The following is a 21,830-nucleotide window of genomic DNA, read 5'->3' as shown; positions in this document are numbered from 1 at the left end:
AAAAAAGCCACAGATTGAAAGGTTTAGACGAATTAGCATTGATTTTAAATCATTGTAATCTTTTAATCTGTGGCTAAACTTAATCACAATGCTAAGTTGAATCCTTGATTTTATAAGGGTTGAAAAAAAATAATTGAAAATATTAAATTTTTATTTGGTCGTTAAAAAAATACTTATTACATTTACTCTATCAAATTAGTCGAGTTTAAAAATAAAAAATCAATTTTAAATAAAATGAAAACAATAGCAAAAGGAAATATGATGTGTTGTAGAATGATGCAGATGTGCATCCCAATTTGCTGTTGCCAAAAGTAAAAAGATACAAATCTTTAGTTATAGTTACACTATAAGCCCTTTTGGTAGCCATCCGAAAGGGCTTTTTTAATTTCAATATTTAAAATTAAGATCATGAAAACATTAAATTCAATAGCAGTAGAATATTTATTGAGAAACGATTCTCAAAACAACAATACAAAATCAGAAAATATTACAAGAGAAGTGGCAAGACTACATCAAGAACAAGATTTAAAAAATCAGCAATCATTACTCTTTCAACTGTATTATCTGGAAGAAGAAGGCGAAGACTTTTTTGCATAAACCAATTCTAAAATTCATTTACAATATATAATAGGATTAACAATACCTAAAAAACTAAGAAATCATGAGTACACAAAAATTTGCAACAAACGCATTACACGCAGGACATGATGTAACGAAAAACGGAGGAACAAGAGCAGTACCAATTTACCAAACGTCATCATACGTATTTAACAGTGCAGATCATGCGGCTAATTTATTCGGATTAGCCGAAGCTGGTTTTATCTACACAAGATTAAACAATCCAACAAATGATATTCTTGAACAGCGTTTGGCTGCACTAGAAGGCGGAATTGGAGCTGTAGTTACAGCATCTGGAGCATCTGCAATTGCGACTACTTTATTGACTTTACTTAGAGCTGGCGATCATATCGTAGCATCTAACAGTTTATACGGCGGAACTTATAATTTATTAAGTGTAACGCTGCCACGATTAGGAATTACAACCACTTTTGTAGATCCTTCTAATCCAGAAAACTTTACCAAAGCCGCCAAAGAAAACACAAGAGCCTTCTTTGTAGAATCTCTGGGGAATCCAAAATTAGACGTATTAGACTTAAAAGGAATTTCGGCAGAAGCCAAAGCATTCAAAGTGCCGTTTATAGTAGATAATACAGTTGCGACACCTTATTTATTAAACCCAATTAAATACGGTGCCGATATTGTAATTCATTCCTTAACTAAATATATTGCCGGAAACGGAACTTCATTAGGCGGTGTAATCATTGACGCCGGAAATTTTGACTGGGCAAACGGGAAATTCCCTGAATTTACAGAACCTTCTGCCGGATATCATGGATTAGTGTATCACGAAGCTTTAGGTAATGCCGCTTTTATTGCAAAAGCCAGAATTGAAGGACTGCGTGATTTCGGATCAGCTCTGAGTCCTTTTAACGCCTTTCAGATTATTCAGGGATTAGAAACACTGCCAATCCGAATTAAAAAACACAGTGAAAATGCTTTGGCATTAGCCGAATGGTTAGAACAGCAAGATGAGGTGGTTTGGGTAAACTATCCAGGTTTAAAAACCAATAAATATTATGATTTGGCTCAGGAATATCTTCCAGAAGGACAAAGCGGAATCATAACTTTTGGTTTGAAAGGAGGATTTGATGCTGCCAAAAAAGTTGTAGATGAAACACGATTATTTTCGCTGTTAGCCAATATTGGCGATACCAAATCGCTGATTATCCACCCGGCCAGTACCACTCATCAGCAATTGTCTGAAGAAGAACAATTGTCAACAGGAGTTTCGAAAGATTTAATCCGACTTTCTGTTGGAATAGAAGATGTTGAAGATTTAATTGCCGATTTGCAAGCCGTCTTTGAAAGCGTAACCCAATCGCAATACAGCATTAATAAAAATTAGGTTTTTTTGTTTTTTGTTTGAAAAATTGCCTTTAGCAGCGTGAGTTCTGCTAAGGGTGATTTTTTATGAAAAGACTATCGATATAAAATAAACCATATAGTTAGAAACGCACCGCGTTTACTCGCTAACATGGCAGGTTCAATATAAACGTTGATTTAAATGAACTTATATAAAAATTAAAATTATGTCAAAACTAAAAATAAATATTATCCTTTTTGGAATTGGTAATATTGGAAGCACTTTAATCAATCAGATTATCGAAAGCCAAGAGTTTTTTCTTCAGAGTAGAAATGTTGATTTTCACTTTCCAATAATTACCAATTCAACAGTTGCCTTTTTCGAGAAAGAAGGTGTTGGATATTCCTGGGAAACCAATTTTCGACAATTGGCCGTTCCTTTTAGGGTAGAAGATATTATCGAATTTGCCAAAGAAAATGAATTCGAAAATTTAATTGCAGTCGATGCAACTGCAAGTGATGAACTGATTGGACATTACAATACTTTAATCGAAAACGGATTTAATATTGTTGCCGTAAATAAAAAAGCCAATACGCTTCCAATCGATCTTTATAAAAAGCTTAGAGAAAATCTCAAAAAGCATGATAAAGAGTTTTTATATGAAACCTCTGTCGATACCGGAATTCCGGTTTTACAAACTTTAAGAGATTTGTATTTCTCTGGCGAGAAAATAACAAAAATAAGAGGCGTCTTTTCAGATAATCTAAGTTATGTTTTTAATCGTTTTTCGGCTGAAGAAAACTCCTTTTCATCTGTTTTAAAAGATGCTAGTCTCCTAGGATTAATGCGATCTACTTTTAAAGAAGATTTGTCTGGAAATGACACCGCAAAGAAATTATTGATTCTTACCCGTGAAATAGGCAAAGAATTTGAATTTTCAGATATAAAAATCCATCCGCTTATTAAAGAAGAACATTTAGAAAAAAATGGCATTCTAAATAAAGAAGCAATCGACAAATCTTTTAAAATCGCCAAAATCACACAAGCAGAAAATCATGTATTGCGATATGTAGGCGAATTTGATGTGGAGAAAAACACACTTGAAGTCAAATTGATTTCGGAACCTGTTACTTCCGCAATTGGACAATTGAAAGGTTCTGATTCTATTTTTGAAATTTATACCAAATCGTATGCAAATACTCCAATAGTCATTCAAAGTGCTGCGGCAAGCCGACAAGCAATTGCAAGAGGAGTTATAGCGGATATTTTAAAAGTAGCCGAAAAAATTAAAAATAAAGAAGCTGTCTGGCTTTAAGTGGCTCTAATATTAGTAGTTCTTTGAAAGATTGAAACAGAAAGTCAGTTAATTTTTGTAAGATAAAACCTTCTTTAATTCAAAAATAAATTTTGTAAGATGTTTTTTAGCGGTAAAAAGCTGTTTTTTAACGTTATTTTAGAAAAATTGGGCTTTTATAACTTGGAATATTCGAAAAATATTCGCACATTTGTAAGACAAACTAAAAATTGTTAAAAACAGAGAATAGTTTGTTAAAAATGAATAAAACACTTTCGGTAAAATAATCAATTCGGGAAGTTTATAAAAAGTAATAAATGCAAGATTTTTTTAAAATAACAGTCAAATCGCAAATGAATAAGTCCCTTCAGATGAACAAGATGTTCAATGTCGCACGTATTTGTGTATGCGTCTGTTGATACTAAAAGTATATATAAGTTCCATAAAAACTTAGACCCTTTTGGTATTAAAAATCCAAAAGGGTTTTTTTATTCATTTTGGTTACAGTAACAAAGAATTAAAGAAAAAATAAAGATTATAAAATAATAATAACTGACTTAAACTTAAATATCATGAGTGCAATAAACTTCCTAAGAAAAAAACTTTCAACATTCAGAAACAGGAAAAACGAAAGAAATAATCCGCCGCCAACAAATGAATTAATCCATCCAAGTTTTGGAATAACAGAAACGGATAAAAAAATGGTGAAAAACCTACCAAATTCATTAACGTTTTTGATGTACTCAAAAGAAAATGAAACGCTTTTCATCTAAGTTGAAAAAGAACCATAAATTAGGTTAAAAACCTGCATAACATTACTGGGCATAACGTTCGGTAATTTTGTGCGTACAATAGTTTCTGATTGAATTATATCTAAGAAATTGAAGAATCAGTTTCGATAAAATTTGTTTGTTTAAGAAATTAGTAGTTAATTTGCACCGTTAAGTTCAAAAACGTATTGAAATGTTATAAAGAAAGGAGGAGGGATTAGACCCGATGAATCCTTAGCAACCCTTCGTTAATTCGAAGAAGGTGCTGCATTCTACCACGCCCAAACGTGGAAAGATAACAACAAGAATTTTTCTAGTTTCACTCTAGACTTTCTTTCTAATATTTCCACATACAAATCAAAAATAAAAAAGATTTGAAATTGGAAAATATACCAAGTCCCATTATAATTCAAAATTTCATCACCGAAAGTGGTGCAGTTTATCCATACCTGCCTTTAAGTTTTACACTTTCAGGCCAGCCGTTGCATTCTGCCCCAATTGTTCTGGTAAACCATGCTTTAACAGGAAATGCACAAGTAACTGGAGAGAATGGTTGGTGGAGCGATTTAATTGGTGATGGTAAAACAATAGATACCCATAAATTTACGATTCTTGCCTTTAATGTTCCAGGCAACGGCAATGATTCTTTTATCATTGAAAACTATCTCGATTTTAAAACACGAGACATTGCTAGAATCTTTCTGCAAGGTCTCGAAGCGTTACAAATCGAACAGGTATTTGCTATAATCGGCGGCTCTGTTGGCGGTGGAGTAGCTTGGGAAATTCTAGCGTTGGCGCCAAATATCACCGAACACTTAATTCCAATTGCAACCGACTGGAAATCGACCGACTGGATGATTGCCAATTGTTTCCTGCAAGAACAGATTCTGAACAATTCATCAAAACCAATCGAAGATGCCAGAATTCACGCTATGCTGTGTTACCGTTCTCCAGAATCTTTCAAAGAAAAATTTCAACGAACCATCAATCAGGATCTTTTGATTTTTAATATCGAAAGCTGGCTCGCACATCACGGAAACAAGCTGCAGAAACGTTATCAGCTTGCTTCTTATAAATTGATGAACCAATTGCTGAAAACAATCGATATAACTCGAAATAGTGAGGATTTCGAGACATTAATTTCCAAATCAAATGCCGCAATACACATTATTGCAATCAACTCAGATTTATTTTTTACGCCAAAAGAAAATCTGGAAACTTATAATGAATTAAAGAAGTTTAAAAACAATGTTTCATACAGCGAAATAGATTCGGTTCACGGACATGACGCTTTTTTAATAGAGTACAAACAATTAGATCATTTACTTGCCGATATTTTTAAGGCAGAAAAAATAGCAAAATAAAATGAAAATATTAAAATTTGGAGGTAAATCATTATCAAACGGAGAAGGACTTAACAAAGTAATTTCAATCATTTCAGATAAAGTAAATCAAGGCGAAAGAATTGCCGTAGTCGTTTCTGCCCGCGGAAATGCAACAGATGAACTAGAAGATATACTAAGAATTGCCGCTAAAAACGGAAACTACAAACCTCTTTTGGAAAGTTTTAAAGCATATCAAGCTTCCGATTATCCGCAAGTTGATTTATCAGAAGAATTCAATGTTTTAGACAAACTTTTTGAAGGAGTAAGTTTGATTGGAGATTACAGCAATAAAATCAAAGATCAGATTTTATCAAAAGGAGAATTGCTTTCGGCGAAATTATTGACTTCTATTTTAGTTGAAAAAGGAATTCCTGCCAATTTCGTAGATACGAGAGAACTGTTGAAAACAGACTCTAAATTTGGTGATGCGCAGCCTTTAGAACAACTTTCTAAGAAAAACGTTATCAATTATTTCAAGCTTCATAACGGAGAAACGGTGAATATCGTAACAGGTTTCATTGGATCTAACAACAACAACGACACAACTACTTTAGGAAGAAACGGAAGCAATTACACCGCTTCGTTAATTGCGAACTATTTGGATGCAGAAGAGCTTCAAAATTTCACGCACGTTGACGGAATTTACACAGCAAACCCAGATTTAGTAGCCGATGCTAAAAAAATCGAATTCTTATCATTTAACGAAGCAAATGAGCTGGCTAATTTTGGAGCCACTATTCTGCATGCAAAAACCATTATTCCGTTATTAGAAAAGAATATTCCACTTCGTATTTTAAACACCTTCAATCACGAAAACCACGGAACTCTAATTACTTCAAATTCTCAAAAAGAAGGAATCAAGACACTTTCAGTTTTAGAAAACGTTTCTTTAGTGAATCTTGAAGGACGCGGGTTACTAGGAAAAGCCGGAGTTGATGCCCGAATCTTCAAAGTAATGGGCGATCACAACATTAGTGTAAGCATTATTTCGCAAGGTTCTTCAGAAAGAGGAATCGGATTGGTTGTGGCAAAAGACAAAGCAACACTGGCAATGGTCGAATTGGAAAAAGAATTCGAAAACGACTTTTATTCTAAAGACGTAAACCAGATTACCGTAACCGATAACGTGTCTGTAATTTCAATCATTGGTCAGGATTTAAGTACTTTCCACAAACCGTATACAGCTTTAATTAAAAACAAAATTGTTCCAATTTTATTCAACAATACCGTTACGGGTAAAAACGTGAGTTTGGTGGTTAAAAAAGAAGAACTCACGAAAGCCTTAAACGTAATTCACGGAGAGATTTTTGGAGTTTCTAAAAAAATCAACATTGCGATTTTCGGACACGGTTTAGTAGGCGGAACTTTGATTAACCAAATTTTAGAATCGGCTTCATCAATCGAAAAACGAAAAGATATTAAGCTGAATGTATTTGCGATTGCCAATTCTAAAAAATTGCTTTTAAACAGACACGGTGTTAACAATAACTGGAAAACCGATATTGAAACCAAAGGCGAGCCATACACGATTCAGGATATTATAGCTTATGCTAATGAACATCATTTAGAAAATTTAATTGCAGTAGATAATACAGCAAGTGCTTCTTTTGTAGAAAACTACATTCCGCTTGTAGAAAGCAGTTTCGATTTGATCTCTTCAAATAAAGTAGCCAATACGTTAACGTATGGTTTTTACAAAGAATTGAGAAAAGCATTGGCGGAAAATCAAAAGAATTATTTATACGAAACCAATGTTGGAGCAGGATTGCCATTAATTGACACCATTAAATTACTGCATCTTTCAGGTGAAAACATCACTAAAATTAAAGGCGTTTTCTCTGGAACATTAAGTTATTTATTCAATAATTTCTCTGCGAAAGATGCTCCGTTTAGTAAAATTTTACAAGAAGCAATTGACAACGGATATACAGAACCAGATCCGCGTGAAGATTTATGCGGAAATGATGTTGGTAGAAAATTATTAATTTTAGCTAGAGAATTAGACTTGCAAAATGAATTTGAAGAAATCTCAATTCAGAATTTAATTCCAGACCATTTGCGTGAAGGAAGTGCAGCCGATTTCTTAACGAAATTGAAGGAATTTGATCCAATTTATGCTAAAATAAAAGCAGAACAACAGCCAAATCACGTGTTGAGATACATTGGTGAATTGTCTGGAGATTTGCAGAATGACAAAGGAAATTTAGAAGTAAAATTAGTTTCGGTTCCATCAGACACGGCTCTTGGCGGATTAAAAGGTTCTGATTCATTCTTTGAAATTTACACAGAATCTTACGGAGATCGTCCAATCGTTATTCAGGGAGCTGGTGCAGGTTCTGCTGTTACAGCGAGAGGCGTTTTCGGAGATATTTTAAGATTATCTGATAAAGGATAATTGAATTTTAGATTGCAGATTTTTGATTTTAGATTGGTGATCTTGCAATGACAAGAATAAAAAACAAAAAAAATAACAACACAATGAAAGTAACTTTAAACAGAGTAAATGACGCATTTCATTTTAAAGTAAAAAATGAACGCGGACACGTAGTTGACGTTGACAGCAGAGCCGAATTTGGCGGAAGCGATTTAGGTGCAAGTCCAATGGAATTAGTACTAATGGGAGTGGCAGGATGCAGCGCTATCGATATGATTTCAATTTTGAAAAAACAGCGTCAGGAAATCACTTCATTTGATGCTGAGGTTGAAGGACTTCGTGTTCAAGTTGGAGAAGCAAAGCCCTTTAAAGAAATCGATGTGGTTTTCTATTTAGAAGGAGAAATCAATCCAGAAAAAGCCAAAAAAGCAGCGCAGCTTTCTTTTGAGAAATATTGCTCAGTTGCCAAAACAGTTGAACCAACAGCAACCATTAAATACAAAGTAGTTTTAAATAAAGAAGCTTTGTAAATTAGAAATGAGTTAATTAGACAATTAGATAATTAATTCTAAACATTTGAATTTAAGTTCAGTTTTAACTTGAAACCTGAAACTTGAAACAAAAAAACAAAAAAAATAACAACACAATGAATACAGAAGAATTTGGTTTTGAAACACAAGCCATTAGAACACAATTAGAAAGATCTCAATATTTAGAACATTCGGTGCCTTTGTACCTATCGTCAAGCTTTGTTTTTGAAGATGCCGAAGATATGAGAGCTTCATTTACAGAAGAAAAAGAAAGAAATATTTACAGCCGTTTCAGCAATCCAAATACAACAGAATTTGTCGATAAAATCTGCAAAATGGAAGGTGCAGAATCGGGTTATGCTTTTGCAACGGGTATGGCGGCAGTATATTCTACTTTCGCGGCGTTATTAAATTCTGGAGATCATATTGTTTCTGCGAGCAGTGTTTTTGGTTCAACTCACGCTTTGTTTATGACTTATTTTCCAAAATGGAATATCGAAACTTCTTATTTTGAAATTAATAAGCCAGAAACAATAGAGAGCTTAATTAAACCAAATACCAAAATATTATACGCTGAATCTCCAACAAATCCTGGAGTAGATGTAATTGATTTAGAATTGTTAGGAAATATAGCCAAAAAACACAACTTGATTTTAATAATCGATAATTGTTTTGCAACACCCTATTTACAGCAGCCAATTAAATTTGGAGCGGATTTGGTGATTCACTCGGCTACAAAATTAATCGACGGACAAGGTCGTGTTCTTGGTGGTGTAACCGTTGGAAACGCTGATTTAATTAGACAGATTTATTTATTTTCTAGAAATACAGGACCAGCTTTGGCGCCGTTTAATGCTTGGGTATTATCAAAAAGTTTAGAAACATTGGCTGTTCGTGTGGATAGACATTGCGAAAATGCTTTAAAAGTAGCCGAATTTTTAGAAAGCCATCCAAATGTAAATAGCGTAAAATATCCGTTCTTAAAATCGCATCCGCAATATGAAATTGCCAAAAAACAAATGAAAGCGGGTGGAAATATTATTGCATTTGAAATAAAAGGCGGAATCGAAGCAGGAAGAAAATTCTTAAACAGTATTAAACTTTGTTCATTGTCAGCAAATATTGGAGATACCAGAACAATTGTTACACATCCGGCTTCTACAACACACAGCAAATTATCTGAAGAAGATCAACTAGCAGTTGGAATCACGCAAGGTTTAGTTCGTGTTTCTGTTGGTTTAGAAACAGTAGAAGATGTAATTGCCGATTTAAAACAAGCACTTTCTTAATTGAAATTTTAGATTTCTAAATTATACAATGACGATTTTTGATAGTAATTATTTTACTGTTAAAAATCGTCATTCTTTTTTATGGTTGTTTCGGTAAAAAATCTATTTTTGTTAAAACCATATTCAAAATCATTTAACTAAACCAAACCAACCTATGAGTAACTCTACTTACATTCTTGATGAAAAATTATTGGCTTCAAAAGGGCAGCGATTTCTGAATTACCTTCTGGATAATATTATGGTACTTGCCTTATTATTTGTGTTAGGTGTTATTTTAGGACTAATTGGAAGTCTTTTTGAATTACATGGAATTTTTGTTTGGTTAGACAATATTGGGGATTTAGAAGGAAGATTGATTTTTATTCTAATCACAATAGTTTACTATGCTGTAACAGAAGGTATTTTTGGCAGATCTTTAGGTAAATTAATAACAGGAACCATTGTTGTAGATGAAAATGGTGTTAAACCTGATTTTGCAGATATTTTGAAAAGAAGCTTCAGCCGAATAATTCCCTTCGACGGACTTTCGTTTTTAGGAAATTCAGGAAGAGGCTGGCACGATTCAATTTCGGACACTTATGTAGTGAATAAAAAAGAATTAGAAGAAGAAGTTAAAGTCTTTCACGAATTCAATTTAATCGGAAATAACGAAGTAATTTGATGGATTTAGTAGAATTTAACTATTCTACTGTTATTTTTCTCATTTAAAAATCCTATTTTTGTTGCAGAAAAATATGAAGCTGTTTGTTTTAGGAAAAATCTAGAATTTGCAGTCTTCAATCTAAAACATAAAAAAGTGCTTTCAAAGAAAACAAAATACGGAATTAAAGCCTTAACTTATCTGGCTAGACGGGAAAATAATGAACCTGTGCAAATAGCCGAAATTGCGAAGAGTGAACACATTTCGATTAAATTTTTGGAAAGCATTTTATTGCTTTTAAGAAACTCAGGATTTCTTGGTGCAAAAAAAGGCAAAGGCGGAGGATATTATTTAATCAAAGATCCAAAGGACATCAGTATGGCGAAAGTCTATCGTATTCTAGAGGGGCCAATTGCATTACTGCCTTGTGCAAGTCATAATTTCTACGAAAGATGTGATGACTGCGATGATGAATCGACCTGTGCGGCACGACGTTTAATGACAGAAGTTCGTGATAATACACTTAAAATATTAGAAAGTAATTCTTTAGCAGATATAGCATTCTAAAAAAAATAAACCATAAAAGTTATATAAGTTCATTTTAAACTTTGCGCAAAGCTTGTTAAGTGAACTTATATAACTTGATTTTAAAATTTATCTTAAAAGATCAATTTATATCCTGCCATGAAAAGCATTACAGCAATCGCATTTCTAAGGAATTGATCCGGCACTTTTCCACTTAACATACTTCCTATATAGATTCCGGGAAGTGATCCCATCAATAATTGCCCCAGTAATACTAAATCTAGATTTCCCATAGAAGCATGTCCAATTCCGGCAACTAAAGTTAAAGGAACAGCGTGTGCAATTTCAGTTCCTACTAAACGTGGTGTTGGTAAAAGCGGATAGAGGAAAAATAAAGTTACCGTTCCTAATGCTCCAGCTCCAATAGAAGTTAAAGTTACAGTTGCCCCTAATAAAATTCCTATTCCAATAGTGAGCATGTTTTGAGTTTTACTTTCTTTATGAAATTTATCTCCAGCATGTTTTTGAGAAAAGACTAAAATTTTATTTTTGAATATAATGGCAATCGAGGTAAACAATAATGCCCAGCCTAAACTATATTTTATTACACGATTTATAGTTTCAATATCGGTTTTAATACTGTTTAATATCCATAAAGTCAATAAAGCAGCGGGAACACTTCCTAAGGTAAGCCATCCGGTAATTTTCCAGTTAATGTTTCCTTTTTTGTTATGTACAAATACACCTCCCGCTTTGGTAAAAGCAGCATAAAGTAAGTCCGTGCCCACTGCAGTTGTTGGAGAAATACCAAAATATAATAAAATTGGAGTCATTAAAGAACCTCCGCCAACACCTGTTAATCCAACAATAAAGCCCACAGTTAAACCTGCAATTACAAGACCAATCTGAAAATCCATAATAAAAATTTGGAGCTAAAATAATAACAATTTTATAATTATCCTATGGATTTTATAGAGATTAAATGTGTATTTTTACAAATCACAAAATTAAAGTACGCTGTTATAATCTAACAAAGCAGCGCCTAATTTGTTAAATAAATTATTAATCCTTTATTAAATTTCTTTTGTCTTGGTTTATAGTAAGATAGCTTCTGTAAAAAACTAAATATATTGTTTTGATATTTCAAAATATATAGTACATTTGCAAAGTAATCTACTAAGCCGATAGGATAATAGATTTTTAAGAATAAAAAATCTTAAGAAATATGGAAAATGAACTTAAATTGAACAACACTGCGATCAAGTCTAATGCTTTTTCAAAAGGAAATTTGTGGGTTGTCATACCTGTCGTTTTGCTAGTAAGTTTATTATCTGTATTAATATACAATCATCACGCTGAATTTACGTGGGATGGATTTGTAAATGGTTTTAATGAAGAGTTCTTAGTATTTTTTGCTATTGGAGTTTTCGCTCAATTAGTTGACGGAACTTTAGGAATGGGTTACGGAGCGACTTCAACCTCATTTTTATTGGCTTATGGAGTTCCACCGGTAGTGAGCAGTACAGCGGTTCACGTTTCGGAAATGTTTACAACAGGAGCATCGGCACTTTCGCATCACCGTTTTGGAAATATCAATAAAAAACTGGTAAAACATTTGCTGATTCCGGGAGTTTTAGGTTCAATCACAGGAGCTTATTTGTTGTCGGATGTTATTGATGGAGATATTATTAAGCCATTTATTGCGGTTTACATGATTATTCTGGCGGTTGTAATTATCAAAAAGGCATTAAGAAAAAGCATTGTAAAAAAGAAGACTAAAAAATTAGGCGTTTTGGCTGTTTTTGGAGGTTTTATGGATTCTATTGGAGGAGGTGGCTGGGGGCCAATTGTGACTTCAACATTATTAGGAAGAGGAAGAAATCCAAGATATACAATTGGTTCTGTAAATGCAGCTGAGTTTGCGATTTCATTTGCAAGCGGTATTACTTTCATGCTTTTTGGAGGAATCCACGGCTGGCAGGTAATCATCGGATTAATTTTAGGAGGAGTTATTTCGGCGCCATTAGCAGCTTATTTGGTGAATAAAATCAAAAGAAAACCAATGATGGTTGCAGTTGGAGTTCTAATTATAATATTGAGTTTAAAAACATTGTCTAAATTATTGTAAAAAATAATTTTAGAAAGAAAGAGATTATGAGTGCGAGTATTGTACAAGATTTATTAGAAAAAACTAAAGATTTTTCCCTTGAAGAAACTTTGCGTTTTTTAGCAGAAAGATATCCAAATCAGGTTACTTTTTCAACTTCATTTGGGCAGGAAGATCAGGTAATTACTGACTTTATCTTCAAAAATGATATTGCAATTAAGGTTTTTACTTTAGATACAGGAAGATTATTTCAGGAAACTTACGATGTTTTCCATAGAACTTTAAAGAAATACAAAAAACAAATTGAAGTTTATTTCCCAGAAGCGGCATCAGTAGAAAATCTGCTTCAAACAAAAGGACCAAACAGTTTTTACGATTCGGTTGAAAACAGAAAAGAGTGCTGTTTTATTCGAAAAGTAGTTCCCTTAAGAAAAGCTTTGGCAGGAAATGCAGTCTGGATTACAGGTTTAAGAGCAGAGCAATCAGAAAACAGACACGATTTAAGCTTGTTTGAATACGACGGAAACTTTGAAATTATCAAATTCAATCCACTTTTAAAATGGACTTTAGAAGAAGTTGAAAATCATCTGAAAGAATTTAATGTCCCTCAAAATGCTTTACACAAAGAAGGTTTTATAAGCATAGGATGCGCGCCTTGCACGAGAGCCATTTTTCCTGGTGAAGACATTAGAGCTGGAAGATGGTGGTGGGAATCAAGTCATAAAGAATGCGGACTTCATAGTGCTAAGAAAGAATAGATTTTTTAGAAGAAAGAGGCAAGAGGCAAGACTTTCGTTTAAGAAAATAGAAAATAGAAAATAGAAAATAGAAAATAGAATAAAGAATATAGATTTTAGTTCCGGAGGAACGATTCATATTGTAGCGTCGGGTTTCAACCCGATGGGAGGGTCAAAAAATATAGATCTAGATTTTAGTTCCGAAGGAACGATTCATAGTGTAGCGCCGGATTTTAATCCGATGAGGTTAAAGAGAATAGAATAAAGAGTGGAGATTTTAGATCAGGCAAAAAACTTGAAACTTTAAACCTGAAACAAAATTTTCACAACAAAAATATCAAACAAAAAAACAATGAGTTCAGTATTAAAAACAAACGCTTTAGAGAGTGAAGCGATATATATTTTCAGAGAAGTAATTTCACAGTTTGACAAACCGGTTTTACTTTTTTCAGGAGGAAAAGATTCTATTACATTAGTGCGTTTGGCACAAAAAGCATTTTTTCCTGCCAAGATTCCGTTTCCTCTATTACACGTTGATACAGGACACAATTTTCCTGAAACAATTGCTTTCAGAGATAAATTGGTAGAAGAATTAGGTTTAGAGTTGATTGTTCGTAATGTTCAGGATGCTATTGATGAAGGAAAAGTAGTTGAAGAAACTGGAAAATATTCAAGCCGTAACAGCTTACAGACTACAACACTTTTGGATGCCATTGAAGAATTCAAATTTGATGCTTGTATTGGTGGTGCGCGTCGTGATGAAGAAAAAGCAAGAGCTAAAGAACGTATTTTCTCTGTTCGTGATGATTTCGGACAATGGGACGAAAAAAATCAAAGACCTGAGTTGTTTGATATCTTAAATGGAAAAATCGAAAATGGACAAAACGTTCGTGTTTTCCCAATTTCAAACTGGACAGAATTAGATGTTTGGAGTTATATCGAAAAAGAAAAAATCGAGATTCCGTCTATCTATTTCTCACATAAAAGAAAAGTTTTTTTGAGAGACGGTTTAATCTGGTCGCATTCTCCTTTTGTGTACCAAGAAGAAGACGAACAAATCGAAGAAAGAATTGTTCGCTTCAGAACCGTTGGAGATATGAGCTGTACCGCGGCTGTTGAATCTTACGCAGCAACAATCGAAGAAGTGGTTGGCGAAATCAGATCATCAACTATCTCTGAAAGAGGTGCCAGAATCGATGACAAACGTTCTGAAGCGGCAATGGAGAAAAGAAAACAACAAGGTTACTTTTAATAATTATGAGTTATGAATTGTGAATTATGAATGCAATTCTGAACCTATTAAAAGTTAGAATCAAGAAAACAAAAACATACAGATTATAAGTTTCAACAGAAAACTTGAAACTTTAAACCTGAAACAAAAATATTAGAATGGACGTTTTAAAAATAGCAACAGCAGGAAGTGTAGATGACGGAAAAAGTACTTTGATCGGAAGGTTATTGTACGACACAAAATCATTGACTACAGATAAAATTGAAGCAATCGAAAAAAGCAGTAAACAAAAAGGATACGATTATTTAGATTTCTCTTTGGCAACTGACGGATTAGTAGCAGAAAGAGAGCAAGGAATCACGATTGACGTTGCACATATTTATTTTTCGACTGCAAAGAAAAGTTACATTATTGCCGATACTCCAGGTCACGTAGAATATACAAGAAACATGGTTACAGGAGCTTCGACTTCTCAGGTTTCTATCATTTTGATCGATGCCAGAAAAGGAGTTATCGAGCAAACGTATCGTCACTTTTTCATCAACAATTTATTGAGAGTAAAAGAAGTAATCGTGGCCATCAACAAAATGGACTTAGTAGATTACTCAGAAGAAGTTTTCAATAAAATTAAAGCTGATTTTGAGGCATTAAACGCAAAAAGTACTTTCAAAGAACAAAACGTAAGCTACATTCCGTTAAGCGCAATCAACGGTGGAAATGTTGTAGACAAATCAGAAAATATGCCTTGGTACAATGGACAAACTGTTTTGGAACATTTGGAAGGATTGCATTCTCATGATGTTTATGAGGCAGGAAAAGCACGTTTCCCAGTTCAAACCGTTATTCGTCCAAAAACAGAAGAATACCACGATTTCAGAGGTTATGCTGGAAAATTATACGGAAACTCTATTAAAGTTGGAGATGCTGTAACGGTTCTTCCTTCTTTAACACAATCAAAAGTTTCAAAAATTCACTTCTTCGATAAATCATTTGACGAAGCTTCTGCAGGTTCTTCGATTACAATCGAATTAGAAAATGATATCAATGTAACGAGAGGTGATATGATTGTAAAATCAGATGAGCTTCCAAGAATTGAAAAAGATATTACAACAACAGTTTGCTGGATGGACAGTAAAAAACTGGTTCCAGGAACAAAATATCTTGTACAGCACAATACGAACAGAGTTTTAGCAAAAGTAGAAAGCATTAAAAACACGATAGCAACTGATTATTCAGGAACAACAGAAGCTTCGCAATTAGCGATAAACGAAATCGGAGAAGTAAGCATCAAACTAAGCAAACCTTTATATTTTGACGCTTACAACGAAAACAAATCAAACGGAGCTTTTATCTTAATTGATACAGCAACGAATACAACAGCAGGAGTAGGATTCATTCGCTAGTTGATAGTTGATGGTTTTTGGTTGATAGTTATTCTGCCAGCAAACCAACAACCAACAACAGACAACCAACAACTAAAGACAAAATGGAAAGTTTTAGAACAGAAATAGAAAATCCGGTAGTTCAGAAAGAGATTATCGAATTAGAAAAAAAGATTCATTTATTCCGTGGAGGAAAAATTGATGATGAGCGTTTTCGCAGCCTTCGTTTAGCGCGTGGTATCTACGGTCAGCGTCAGGAAGGTGTTCAGATGATTCGTATCAAACTGCCTTATGGTAAAGTAACCAGCGAGCAATTGAGAAGAATTACGGAAGTATCCGATAAATATTCTACTGGACGTCTGCATATTACAACACGTCAGGATATTCAGATTCACTACGTAAGTTTGGACAGAACACCTGAACTTTGGTCAGAATTGGCAAAAGACGATATTACGTTGCGTGAAGCTTGCGGTAATACGGTTAGAAATATTACAGCAAGCGAATTAGCAGGTGTAGATGTAAACGAGCCATTTGATGTTTCGCCTTATGCACACGGTTTGTTCCAATACTTATTGAGAAATCCAATTTGTCAGGAAATGGGACGTAAATTTAAAATTTCGTTCTCTTCTTCGGATGAAGATACCGCTTTAAGTTATTTGCACGATTTAGGATTTATTCCAAAAATCAAAGACGGACAAAAAGGATTTAAAATCATGTTCGGTGGAGGTTTAGGATCTCAGCCAGCGCACGCAGAATTACTTTCTGAGTTTGTTCCAGTAAACGAAATCATTCCAACAGCAGAAGGAATCATCCGTATTTTTGACCGATACGGTGAACGTGCAAAAAGAATGAAAGCGCGTATGAAATTTTTAATCAAAGAAATGGGGAAAGATGCTTTCCTTGATTTAGTTGAAAAAGAGAAAAAAGCAATCGCTTTTGAAACATACGAAATTGACACCACTGCTTTTGACGGTCCAATTCCAGAACCAGTTTTAGAAGTGCCACAAGTTACAATCGAAGATAAGGCAGCTTATGAAGCTTGGAAAAAATCGAATGTAATTGCACAAAAACAAGCAGGATATTATGCTATCGGAATCAAAGTTTTATTAGGAGATTTTTATACGGATAAAGCCAGATTATTAGCCGATTTAGTTAAAAATTACGCAGCAAATGAATTACGTTTTTCATTGCGTCAAAATATTGTAATACTTCACGTAAAAGAGGAAAATCTTCCTTTCTTTTATCAAGAATTAGCCAAATTGGGCTTTGTTCATTTGGGATATAATTCTACCGTAGATATTACGGCATGTCCAGGAACCGATACTTGTAATTTGGGGATTGCGAGCAGTACTGGTATTGCCGAAGAATTAGAAAAAGTGATAAGTGCAGAATATCCTCAATATTTAAACAACCGCGAAATCGAAATTAAAATTTCGGGCTGTATGAACGCTTGCGGACAGCATAATATGTCTGCAATTGGATTCCAGGGAATGTCTATCAACTCAGGAAAATTAGTGGCTCCGGCTTTACAAGTTTTGTTGGGCGGAGGAAGATTAGGAAACGGAGAAGGACGTTTTGCTGATAAAGTAATAAAAATTCCTAGCCGTAGAGGACCAGAAGCTTTGCGTACCATCTTAAATGATTTTGACGCTAATGCGAATGGAGAAAAATTCCTAAACTATTACGATGCAAAAGGAGAGAAATACTTCTACGAAATCTTAAAACCGTTAGCTGATGTAACGAATCTAACAGAAGCTGATTTTGTAGATTGGGGTAACGCGGATAATTATGTAAAAGCAGTTGGAGTTGGAGAATGTGCTGGTGTTGTGATCGATTTAGTGGCAACTTTATTGTTTGAAGCTAAAGAGAAACTACTATTAGCTCAAGAATCTTTCGACGAGAAAAAATGGTCAGACGCGATTTATCATGCTTACGCTGGATTTGTAAATGGAGCAAAAGCTTTATTGTTGGCAGAAAACCAAAAAACAAACCACCACGCAGGAATCGTTGATTTGTTTGACACTGTTTTTGTTGATACCAATAAAATCGAATTGAATTCAACTTTTAAAGACTTGGTTTACCAAATCAATAAAAATGAACCATCTGAAGCTTTCGCTAAAGATTACATCGCGCAAGCCATTGTTTTCTTTGATAAAATCGAAACATTCAGAGCACAAGAATTAGCAAATGCTTAATATAAAACCCAAAATAACTTTAGTCGGTGCAGGTCCGGGCGATCCTGAATTATTGACGCTAAAAGCTGTAAAAGCATTGGCTGAAGCTAATGTGGTTTTATACGACGCCTTAGCCAATGAAGAAATTCTGGATTACGCACCAAAAAATGCCATCAAGATTTTTGTTGGAAAAAGAATTGGAAACCATGCTTACACGCAAGATCAAATCAATCAACTGATTGTAGATAATGCGTTGACGTACAGAAATGTAGTTCGGTTAAAAGGCGGAGATCCATTCATTTTTGGAAGAGGAGGGGAAGAAATTGATTTTGCAGAAAGTTTTGGAATTGAAACACTTGTCGTTCCTGGAATTTCATCTGTAGTGGCAGTTCCGGCAAGTCAAGGAATTTCAATAACAAAACGAGGCGTTTCAGAAAGCTTTTGGGCTATTACAGGAACTACATCCGATAGAAAATTATCTTCAGATGTAGCTTTGGCAGCACAATCTTCTGCAACGGTTGTAATCCTGATGGGAATGCATAAACTGCCCCAGATTATCGATTTGTTTGAAAAAGAAAACAAAGGAAATCTGCCGGTAGCCATCATTCAAAACGGAACAACAGCAGAAGAAAAAGTGGGTGTAGGAACAGTAGATTCGATTTTAGAAATCGTAAAAGAAAAAGAATTAGGTTCTCCGGCCATTATCGTTTTAGGCGAAGTGGTAAAAGAAAGCCACAAGCTAAAAGGGTTTTACGAAGAATTTTTATCAAAAGAAATCGCAAGATAGAGTTCCAAAGGAACGAAAAGATATCGGTTTGATGATAAAGTTCCGAAGGAACGAGTGATTTTGTAGCGTCGGGTTTTAACCCTATGTAGCGAAAAGCATTAAAAGAAATAATAAGATAAGTTCCGAAGGAACGACCGATTTTGCATCATCAGGTTTAAACCCGATATTTACATAAAATTGTTCCGTTAGGAACTACATATTGGTAACATGGAACAAAACGAATTATATCCAATATTTCTAAAGCTTCATAATTTAAATGTATTGATTGTAGGTGGAGGAAATGTAGGTCTGGAAAAGCTTTCATTCTTGCTCAAGTCAAGTCCGAATGCAAATGTTGAGGTAGTAGCAAAAGAATTTCATTTAGAAATAAAAGTTCTTGCTGAGAAACATCCTTCGATTACATTGACCAAATCGAAGTTCAAAAAGAAAATGCTCAAAAAGCGCCACATGGTAATCGCTTGTACAGATAATCTTGAAGTCAATAAAAGAGTGTACGATTTAGCCAGAAAACGTTATTTGATTTGCAATATAGCCGATACGCCAGATTTATGTGATTATTATCTGGGCGGCATCGTAACGAAAGGAAATGTAAAAATTGCCATTTCGACTAACGGAAAATCGCCAACAACAGCCAAAAGGCTTCGAGAGTTTTTTGAAGAAGTAATTCCAGAAGATATCAATCAAATGGTTGAAAATCTGAATGAATACCGAAAAACGCTTAAGGGTAATTTTGAAGATAAAGTAAGGAAGATGAATGAAATAACAGCTTCTTTGAAAAATAAAGAATAACAAAAAAGTTCCGAAGGAACGGCTGATTTTGTAGCGTCGGGTTTTAACCCGATGTAAAAGAATGAATGAGATTACCTCTTCATTAAAAAATAAAGAGTAAAAAAAGTTTCGGAAAGAAATTAATGATAAAAATCATTGAAAGTACAAGGATTTATTCGTTTCTTTGCGTTATTAAGAATGATTATAAACAACAACATAATGATTAAAACAGATATACTTATAATTGGAGCAGGCCCAACAGGTTTATTTGCCGTTTTCGAGGCAGGATTATTAAAATTGAAATGTCACATCCTAGATGCTTTGCCACAACCAGGAGGACAGCTTTCAGAATTATATCCTAAGAAACCAATTTATGATATTCCTGGATTCCCAGAAGTTTTAGCCGGAGATCTTGTAGATGGACTAATGGAGCAAATCAAACAATTTGAGCCGGGTTTTACTTTAGGAGAACGTGCAGAAACAATCGATAAACAAGAAGACGGAAGTTTCATAGTAACTTCAAACAAAGGAACTAAATTCCATGCACCAGTTATTGCAATTGCTGGAGGTTTAGGAAGTTTCGAGCCTCGTAAACCACTTATCGAAGATATCGAGTTTTATGAAGATAAAGGAGTAAAATACTTCATCAAAAATCCTGAGAAATTCAGAGATAAAAGAGTTGTTATTGCAGGAGGAGGAGATTCAGCATTAGACTGGTCTATTTTCTTGGCAAACGTAGCTTCAGAAGTAACTTTAATTCACCGTAGAAACGAATTTAGAGGCGCTTTAGATTCTGTAGAAAAAGTACAAGAATTAAAATCAGCTGGAAAAATCAAATTAATCACTCCGGCAGAAGTTATCGGAATCAACGGTGCTGAGCACGTAGAATCTTTAGACATCGAAGAAAACGGCGCACACCGTAAAATCGAATGCGACTATTTCATCCCGCTTTTCGGATTAACACCAAAATTAGGTCCAATTGGAGACTGGGGATTAGAAATCGAGAAAAATGCTATTAAAGTAAACAATGCATTAGATTATCAGACCAATATTCCTGGAATCTTCGCCATTGGAGACGTAAATACATACCCTGGAAAATTAAAATTAATCCTTTGTGGTTTCCATGAAGCAACTTTAATGTGTCAGGCGGCTTACCAAATCATCAATCCAGGTAAAAAATACGTATTGAAATATACAACAGTATCTGGAGTAGACGGTTTCGACGGAACTCGTAAAGAAGCTCCTAAGGCAGTTGTTAAAGCAATTGTTTAATCTGAGGTGCTGAGGTTCTGAGGAACTAAGGTGCTAAGGTTTTATATATAGAAAGCTCAAACTTTTATAGTTTGAGCTTTTTTATTTTATCGATTAATGGAAAAACATAGCCAGTGGTTTCAACCACTGGAACGCAACGGATAGACAATATATTATCACGATCCGCATGAATTATAACAATGTGTACCCAAGGTTGAAACCTTTGGCTATATTTGAAAAACTGAAGTCAAATTTTAAAACTTAGAACCTTAGTATCTTAGAATCTCAGAACCTTAAAAAAACATTTGCAAATCGTATTGCCATTTCATACCTTTGCGCTGTTCTTAAAATTATTGTTCGTTATCACGAAAGGCGGAGGGATAGACCCGATGAAACCTTAGCAACCCTTTACTATAAAGAAGGTGCTAAATTCTACTTTGTATCGTAAACACACGGTATTTAAGATAGATAACACAAATACATTCTCGTATTTCCCAAAACTTTTCTAGACAACATACAAATAATTTACTGAAAGCAATTTCAATAAGGAGCGAATCATTGGCGCATTTTTGCAGTCAATAGTTCCCGCTTTCGCCTATATCTCTCCGTTTCACTACGAGGATAACGGCTCAATAGGGCTAATGAACCAGCAATTGTGCACT

19 protein-coding genes and 2 riboswitches are annotated in these 21,830 nt (G+C 34.3%); of the genes, 18 read left to right on the top strand and 1 reads right to left on the bottom strand.

Going from position 1 to position 21,830, the window contains the following annotated elements:
• The first annotated feature begins 408 nt into the window (after positions 1 to 408).
• The 10 genes from J0383_RS08455 (at position 409) to J0383_RS08410 (ending at position 10,773) form a co-directional block, all read left to right on the top strand.
• Entirely contained in the window at positions 409 to 597 is a 189-nt protein-coding gene (locus tag J0383_RS08455; protein ID WP_207297970.1) for a hypothetical protein, read from the top strand.
• A 64-nt stretch (positions 598 to 661) separates the two neighbouring features.
• The gene (locus J0383_RS08450; protein ID WP_207297969.1) at positions 662 to 1,966 is read left to right on the top strand and encodes an O-acetylhomoserine aminocarboxypropyltransferase/cysteine synthase family protein; all 1,305 of its coding nucleotides are present in this window, start codon (positions 662 to 664) and stop codon (positions 1,964 to 1,966) included.
• Positions 1,967 to 2,150: 184 nt separating this feature from the next.
• Positions 2,151 to 3,239 carry a homoserine dehydrogenase family protein gene (locus J0383_RS08445; protein ID WP_207297968.1) on the top strand — a complete coding sequence of 363 codons (1,089 nt, stop codon included), beginning with the start codon at positions 2,151 to 2,153 and terminating at the stop codon, positions 3,237 to 3,239.
• A gap of 551 nt (positions 3,240 to 3,790) precedes the next feature.
• Positions 3,791 to 3,991: a hypothetical protein gene (locus tag J0383_RS08440; protein WP_207297967.1), complete on the top strand. Its 201-nt coding sequence runs from the start codon at positions 3,791 to 3,793 to the stop codon at positions 3,989 to 3,991.
• Between the two features lie 190 nt (positions 3,992 to 4,181).
• Positions 4,182 to 4,290: riboswitch (SAM riboswitch) on the top strand.
• 72 nt (positions 4,291 to 4,362) lie between these two features.
• A complete protein-coding gene (locus J0383_RS08435; protein ID WP_207297966.1) occupies positions 4,363 to 5,352 on the top strand; it encodes an alpha/beta fold hydrolase in 990 nt (329 codons plus the stop codon).
• 1 nt (position 5,353) lies between these two features.
• Positions 5,354 to 7,768: a bifunctional aspartate kinase/homoserine dehydrogenase I gene (gene thrA, locus J0383_RS08430; RefSeq protein WP_207297965.1), complete on the top strand. Its 2,415-nt coding sequence runs from the start codon at positions 5,354 to 5,356 to the stop codon at positions 7,766 to 7,768.
• Between the two features lie 83 nt (positions 7,769 to 7,851).
• A complete protein-coding gene (locus J0383_RS08425; RefSeq protein WP_207297964.1) occupies positions 7,852 to 8,277 on the top strand; it encodes an OsmC family protein in 426 nt (141 codons plus the stop codon).
• A 116-nt stretch (positions 8,278 to 8,393) separates the two neighbouring features.
• Positions 8,394 to 9,566 carry a trans-sulfuration enzyme family protein gene (locus J0383_RS08420; RefSeq protein ID WP_207297963.1) on the top strand — a complete coding sequence of 391 codons (1,173 nt, stop codon included), beginning with the start codon at positions 8,394 to 8,396 and terminating at the stop codon, positions 9,564 to 9,566.
• 154 nt (positions 9,567 to 9,720) lie between these two features.
• Positions 9,721 to 10,227 carry an RDD family protein gene (locus J0383_RS08415; protein ID WP_207297962.1) on the top strand — a complete coding sequence of 169 codons (507 nt, stop codon included), beginning with the start codon at positions 9,721 to 9,723 and terminating at the stop codon, positions 10,225 to 10,227.
• 135 nt (positions 10,228 to 10,362) lie between these two features.
• Complete coding sequence (locus tag J0383_RS08410; protein ID WP_008466594.1) at positions 10,363 to 10,773, top strand: RrF2 family transcriptional regulator; 411 nt, start codon at positions 10,363 to 10,365, stop codon at positions 10,771 to 10,773.
• 92 nt (positions 10,774 to 10,865) lie between these two features.
• Here J0383_RS08410 and J0383_RS08405 read toward each other — a convergent pair whose 3' ends face one another.
• Positions 10,866 to 11,648, bottom strand: coding sequence for a sulfite exporter TauE/SafE family protein (locus J0383_RS08405; protein WP_207297961.1), 783 nt, complete (start codon positions 11,646 to 11,648; stop codon positions 10,866 to 10,868).
• A 308-nt stretch (positions 11,649 to 11,956) separates the two neighbouring features.
• Here J0383_RS08405 and J0383_RS08400 point away from each other — a divergent pair, with 308 nt between their 5' ends.
• From J0383_RS08400 to J0383_RS08365, 8 genes are all read left to right on the top strand, one after another.
• Positions 11,957 to 12,859, top strand: coding sequence for a sulfite exporter TauE/SafE family protein (locus tag J0383_RS08400; RefSeq protein ID WP_207297960.1), 903 nt, complete (start codon positions 11,957 to 11,959; stop codon positions 12,857 to 12,859).
• Positions 12,860 to 12,885: 26 nt separating this feature from the next.
• Positions 12,886 to 13,596 carry a phosphoadenylyl-sulfate reductase gene (locus tag J0383_RS08395; RefSeq protein WP_207297959.1) on the top strand — a complete coding sequence of 237 codons (711 nt, stop codon included), beginning with the start codon at positions 12,886 to 12,888 and terminating at the stop codon, positions 13,594 to 13,596.
• A gap of 331 nt (positions 13,597 to 13,927) precedes the next feature.
• Complete coding sequence (gene cysD / locus J0383_RS08390; protein WP_008466601.1) at positions 13,928 to 14,827, top strand: sulfate adenylyltransferase subunit CysD; 900 nt, start codon at positions 13,928 to 13,930, stop codon at positions 14,825 to 14,827.
• Between the two features lie 137 nt (positions 14,828 to 14,964).
• Entirely contained in the window at positions 14,965 to 16,209 is a 1,245-nt protein-coding gene (locus tag J0383_RS08385; protein WP_207297958.1) for a sulfate adenylyltransferase subunit 1, read from the top strand.
• An 83-nt stretch (positions 16,210 to 16,292) separates the two neighbouring features.
• The gene (locus J0383_RS08380; RefSeq protein WP_207298670.1) at positions 16,293 to 18,383 is read left to right on the top strand and encodes a HEPN domain-containing protein; all 2,091 of its coding nucleotides are present in this window, start codon (positions 16,293 to 16,295) and stop codon (positions 18,381 to 18,383) included.
• Positions 18,376 to 19,149, top strand: coding sequence for a uroporphyrinogen-III C-methyltransferase (gene cobA, locus J0383_RS08375; RefSeq protein ID WP_207297957.1), 774 nt, complete (start codon positions 18,376 to 18,378; stop codon positions 19,147 to 19,149). Before J0383_RS08380 ends, cobA begins: the two co-directional genes overlap by 8 nt.
• A gap of 207 nt (positions 19,150 to 19,356) precedes the next feature.
• Complete coding sequence (locus J0383_RS08370) at positions 19,357 to 19,938, top strand: precorrin-2 dehydrogenase/sirohydrochlorin ferrochelatase family protein (RefSeq protein WP_207297956.1); 582 nt, start codon at positions 19,357 to 19,359, stop codon at positions 19,936 to 19,938.
• Positions 19,939 to 20,136: 198 nt separating this feature from the next.
• On the top strand, positions 20,137 to 21,189 hold the full coding sequence (locus J0383_RS08365) for an NAD(P)/FAD-dependent oxidoreductase (protein ID WP_207297955.1): 1,053 nt from the start codon (positions 20,137 to 20,139) through the stop codon (positions 21,187 to 21,189).
• Positions 21,190 to 21,525: 336 nt separating this feature from the next.
• Positions 21,526 to 21,643, top strand: a riboswitch (SAM riboswitch).
• Positions 21,644 to 21,830: the final 187 nt, after the last annotated feature.

It is taken from the genome of Flavobacterium endoglycinae, from assembly GCF_017352115.1.
Lineage (GTDB): Bacteria > Bacteroidota > Bacteroidia > Flavobacteriales > Flavobacteriaceae > Flavobacterium > Flavobacterium endoglycinae.
The sequence above is the reverse complement of the archived record's forward strand: the minus strand, read 5'-3'. Positions and strand labels throughout refer to the sequence as shown.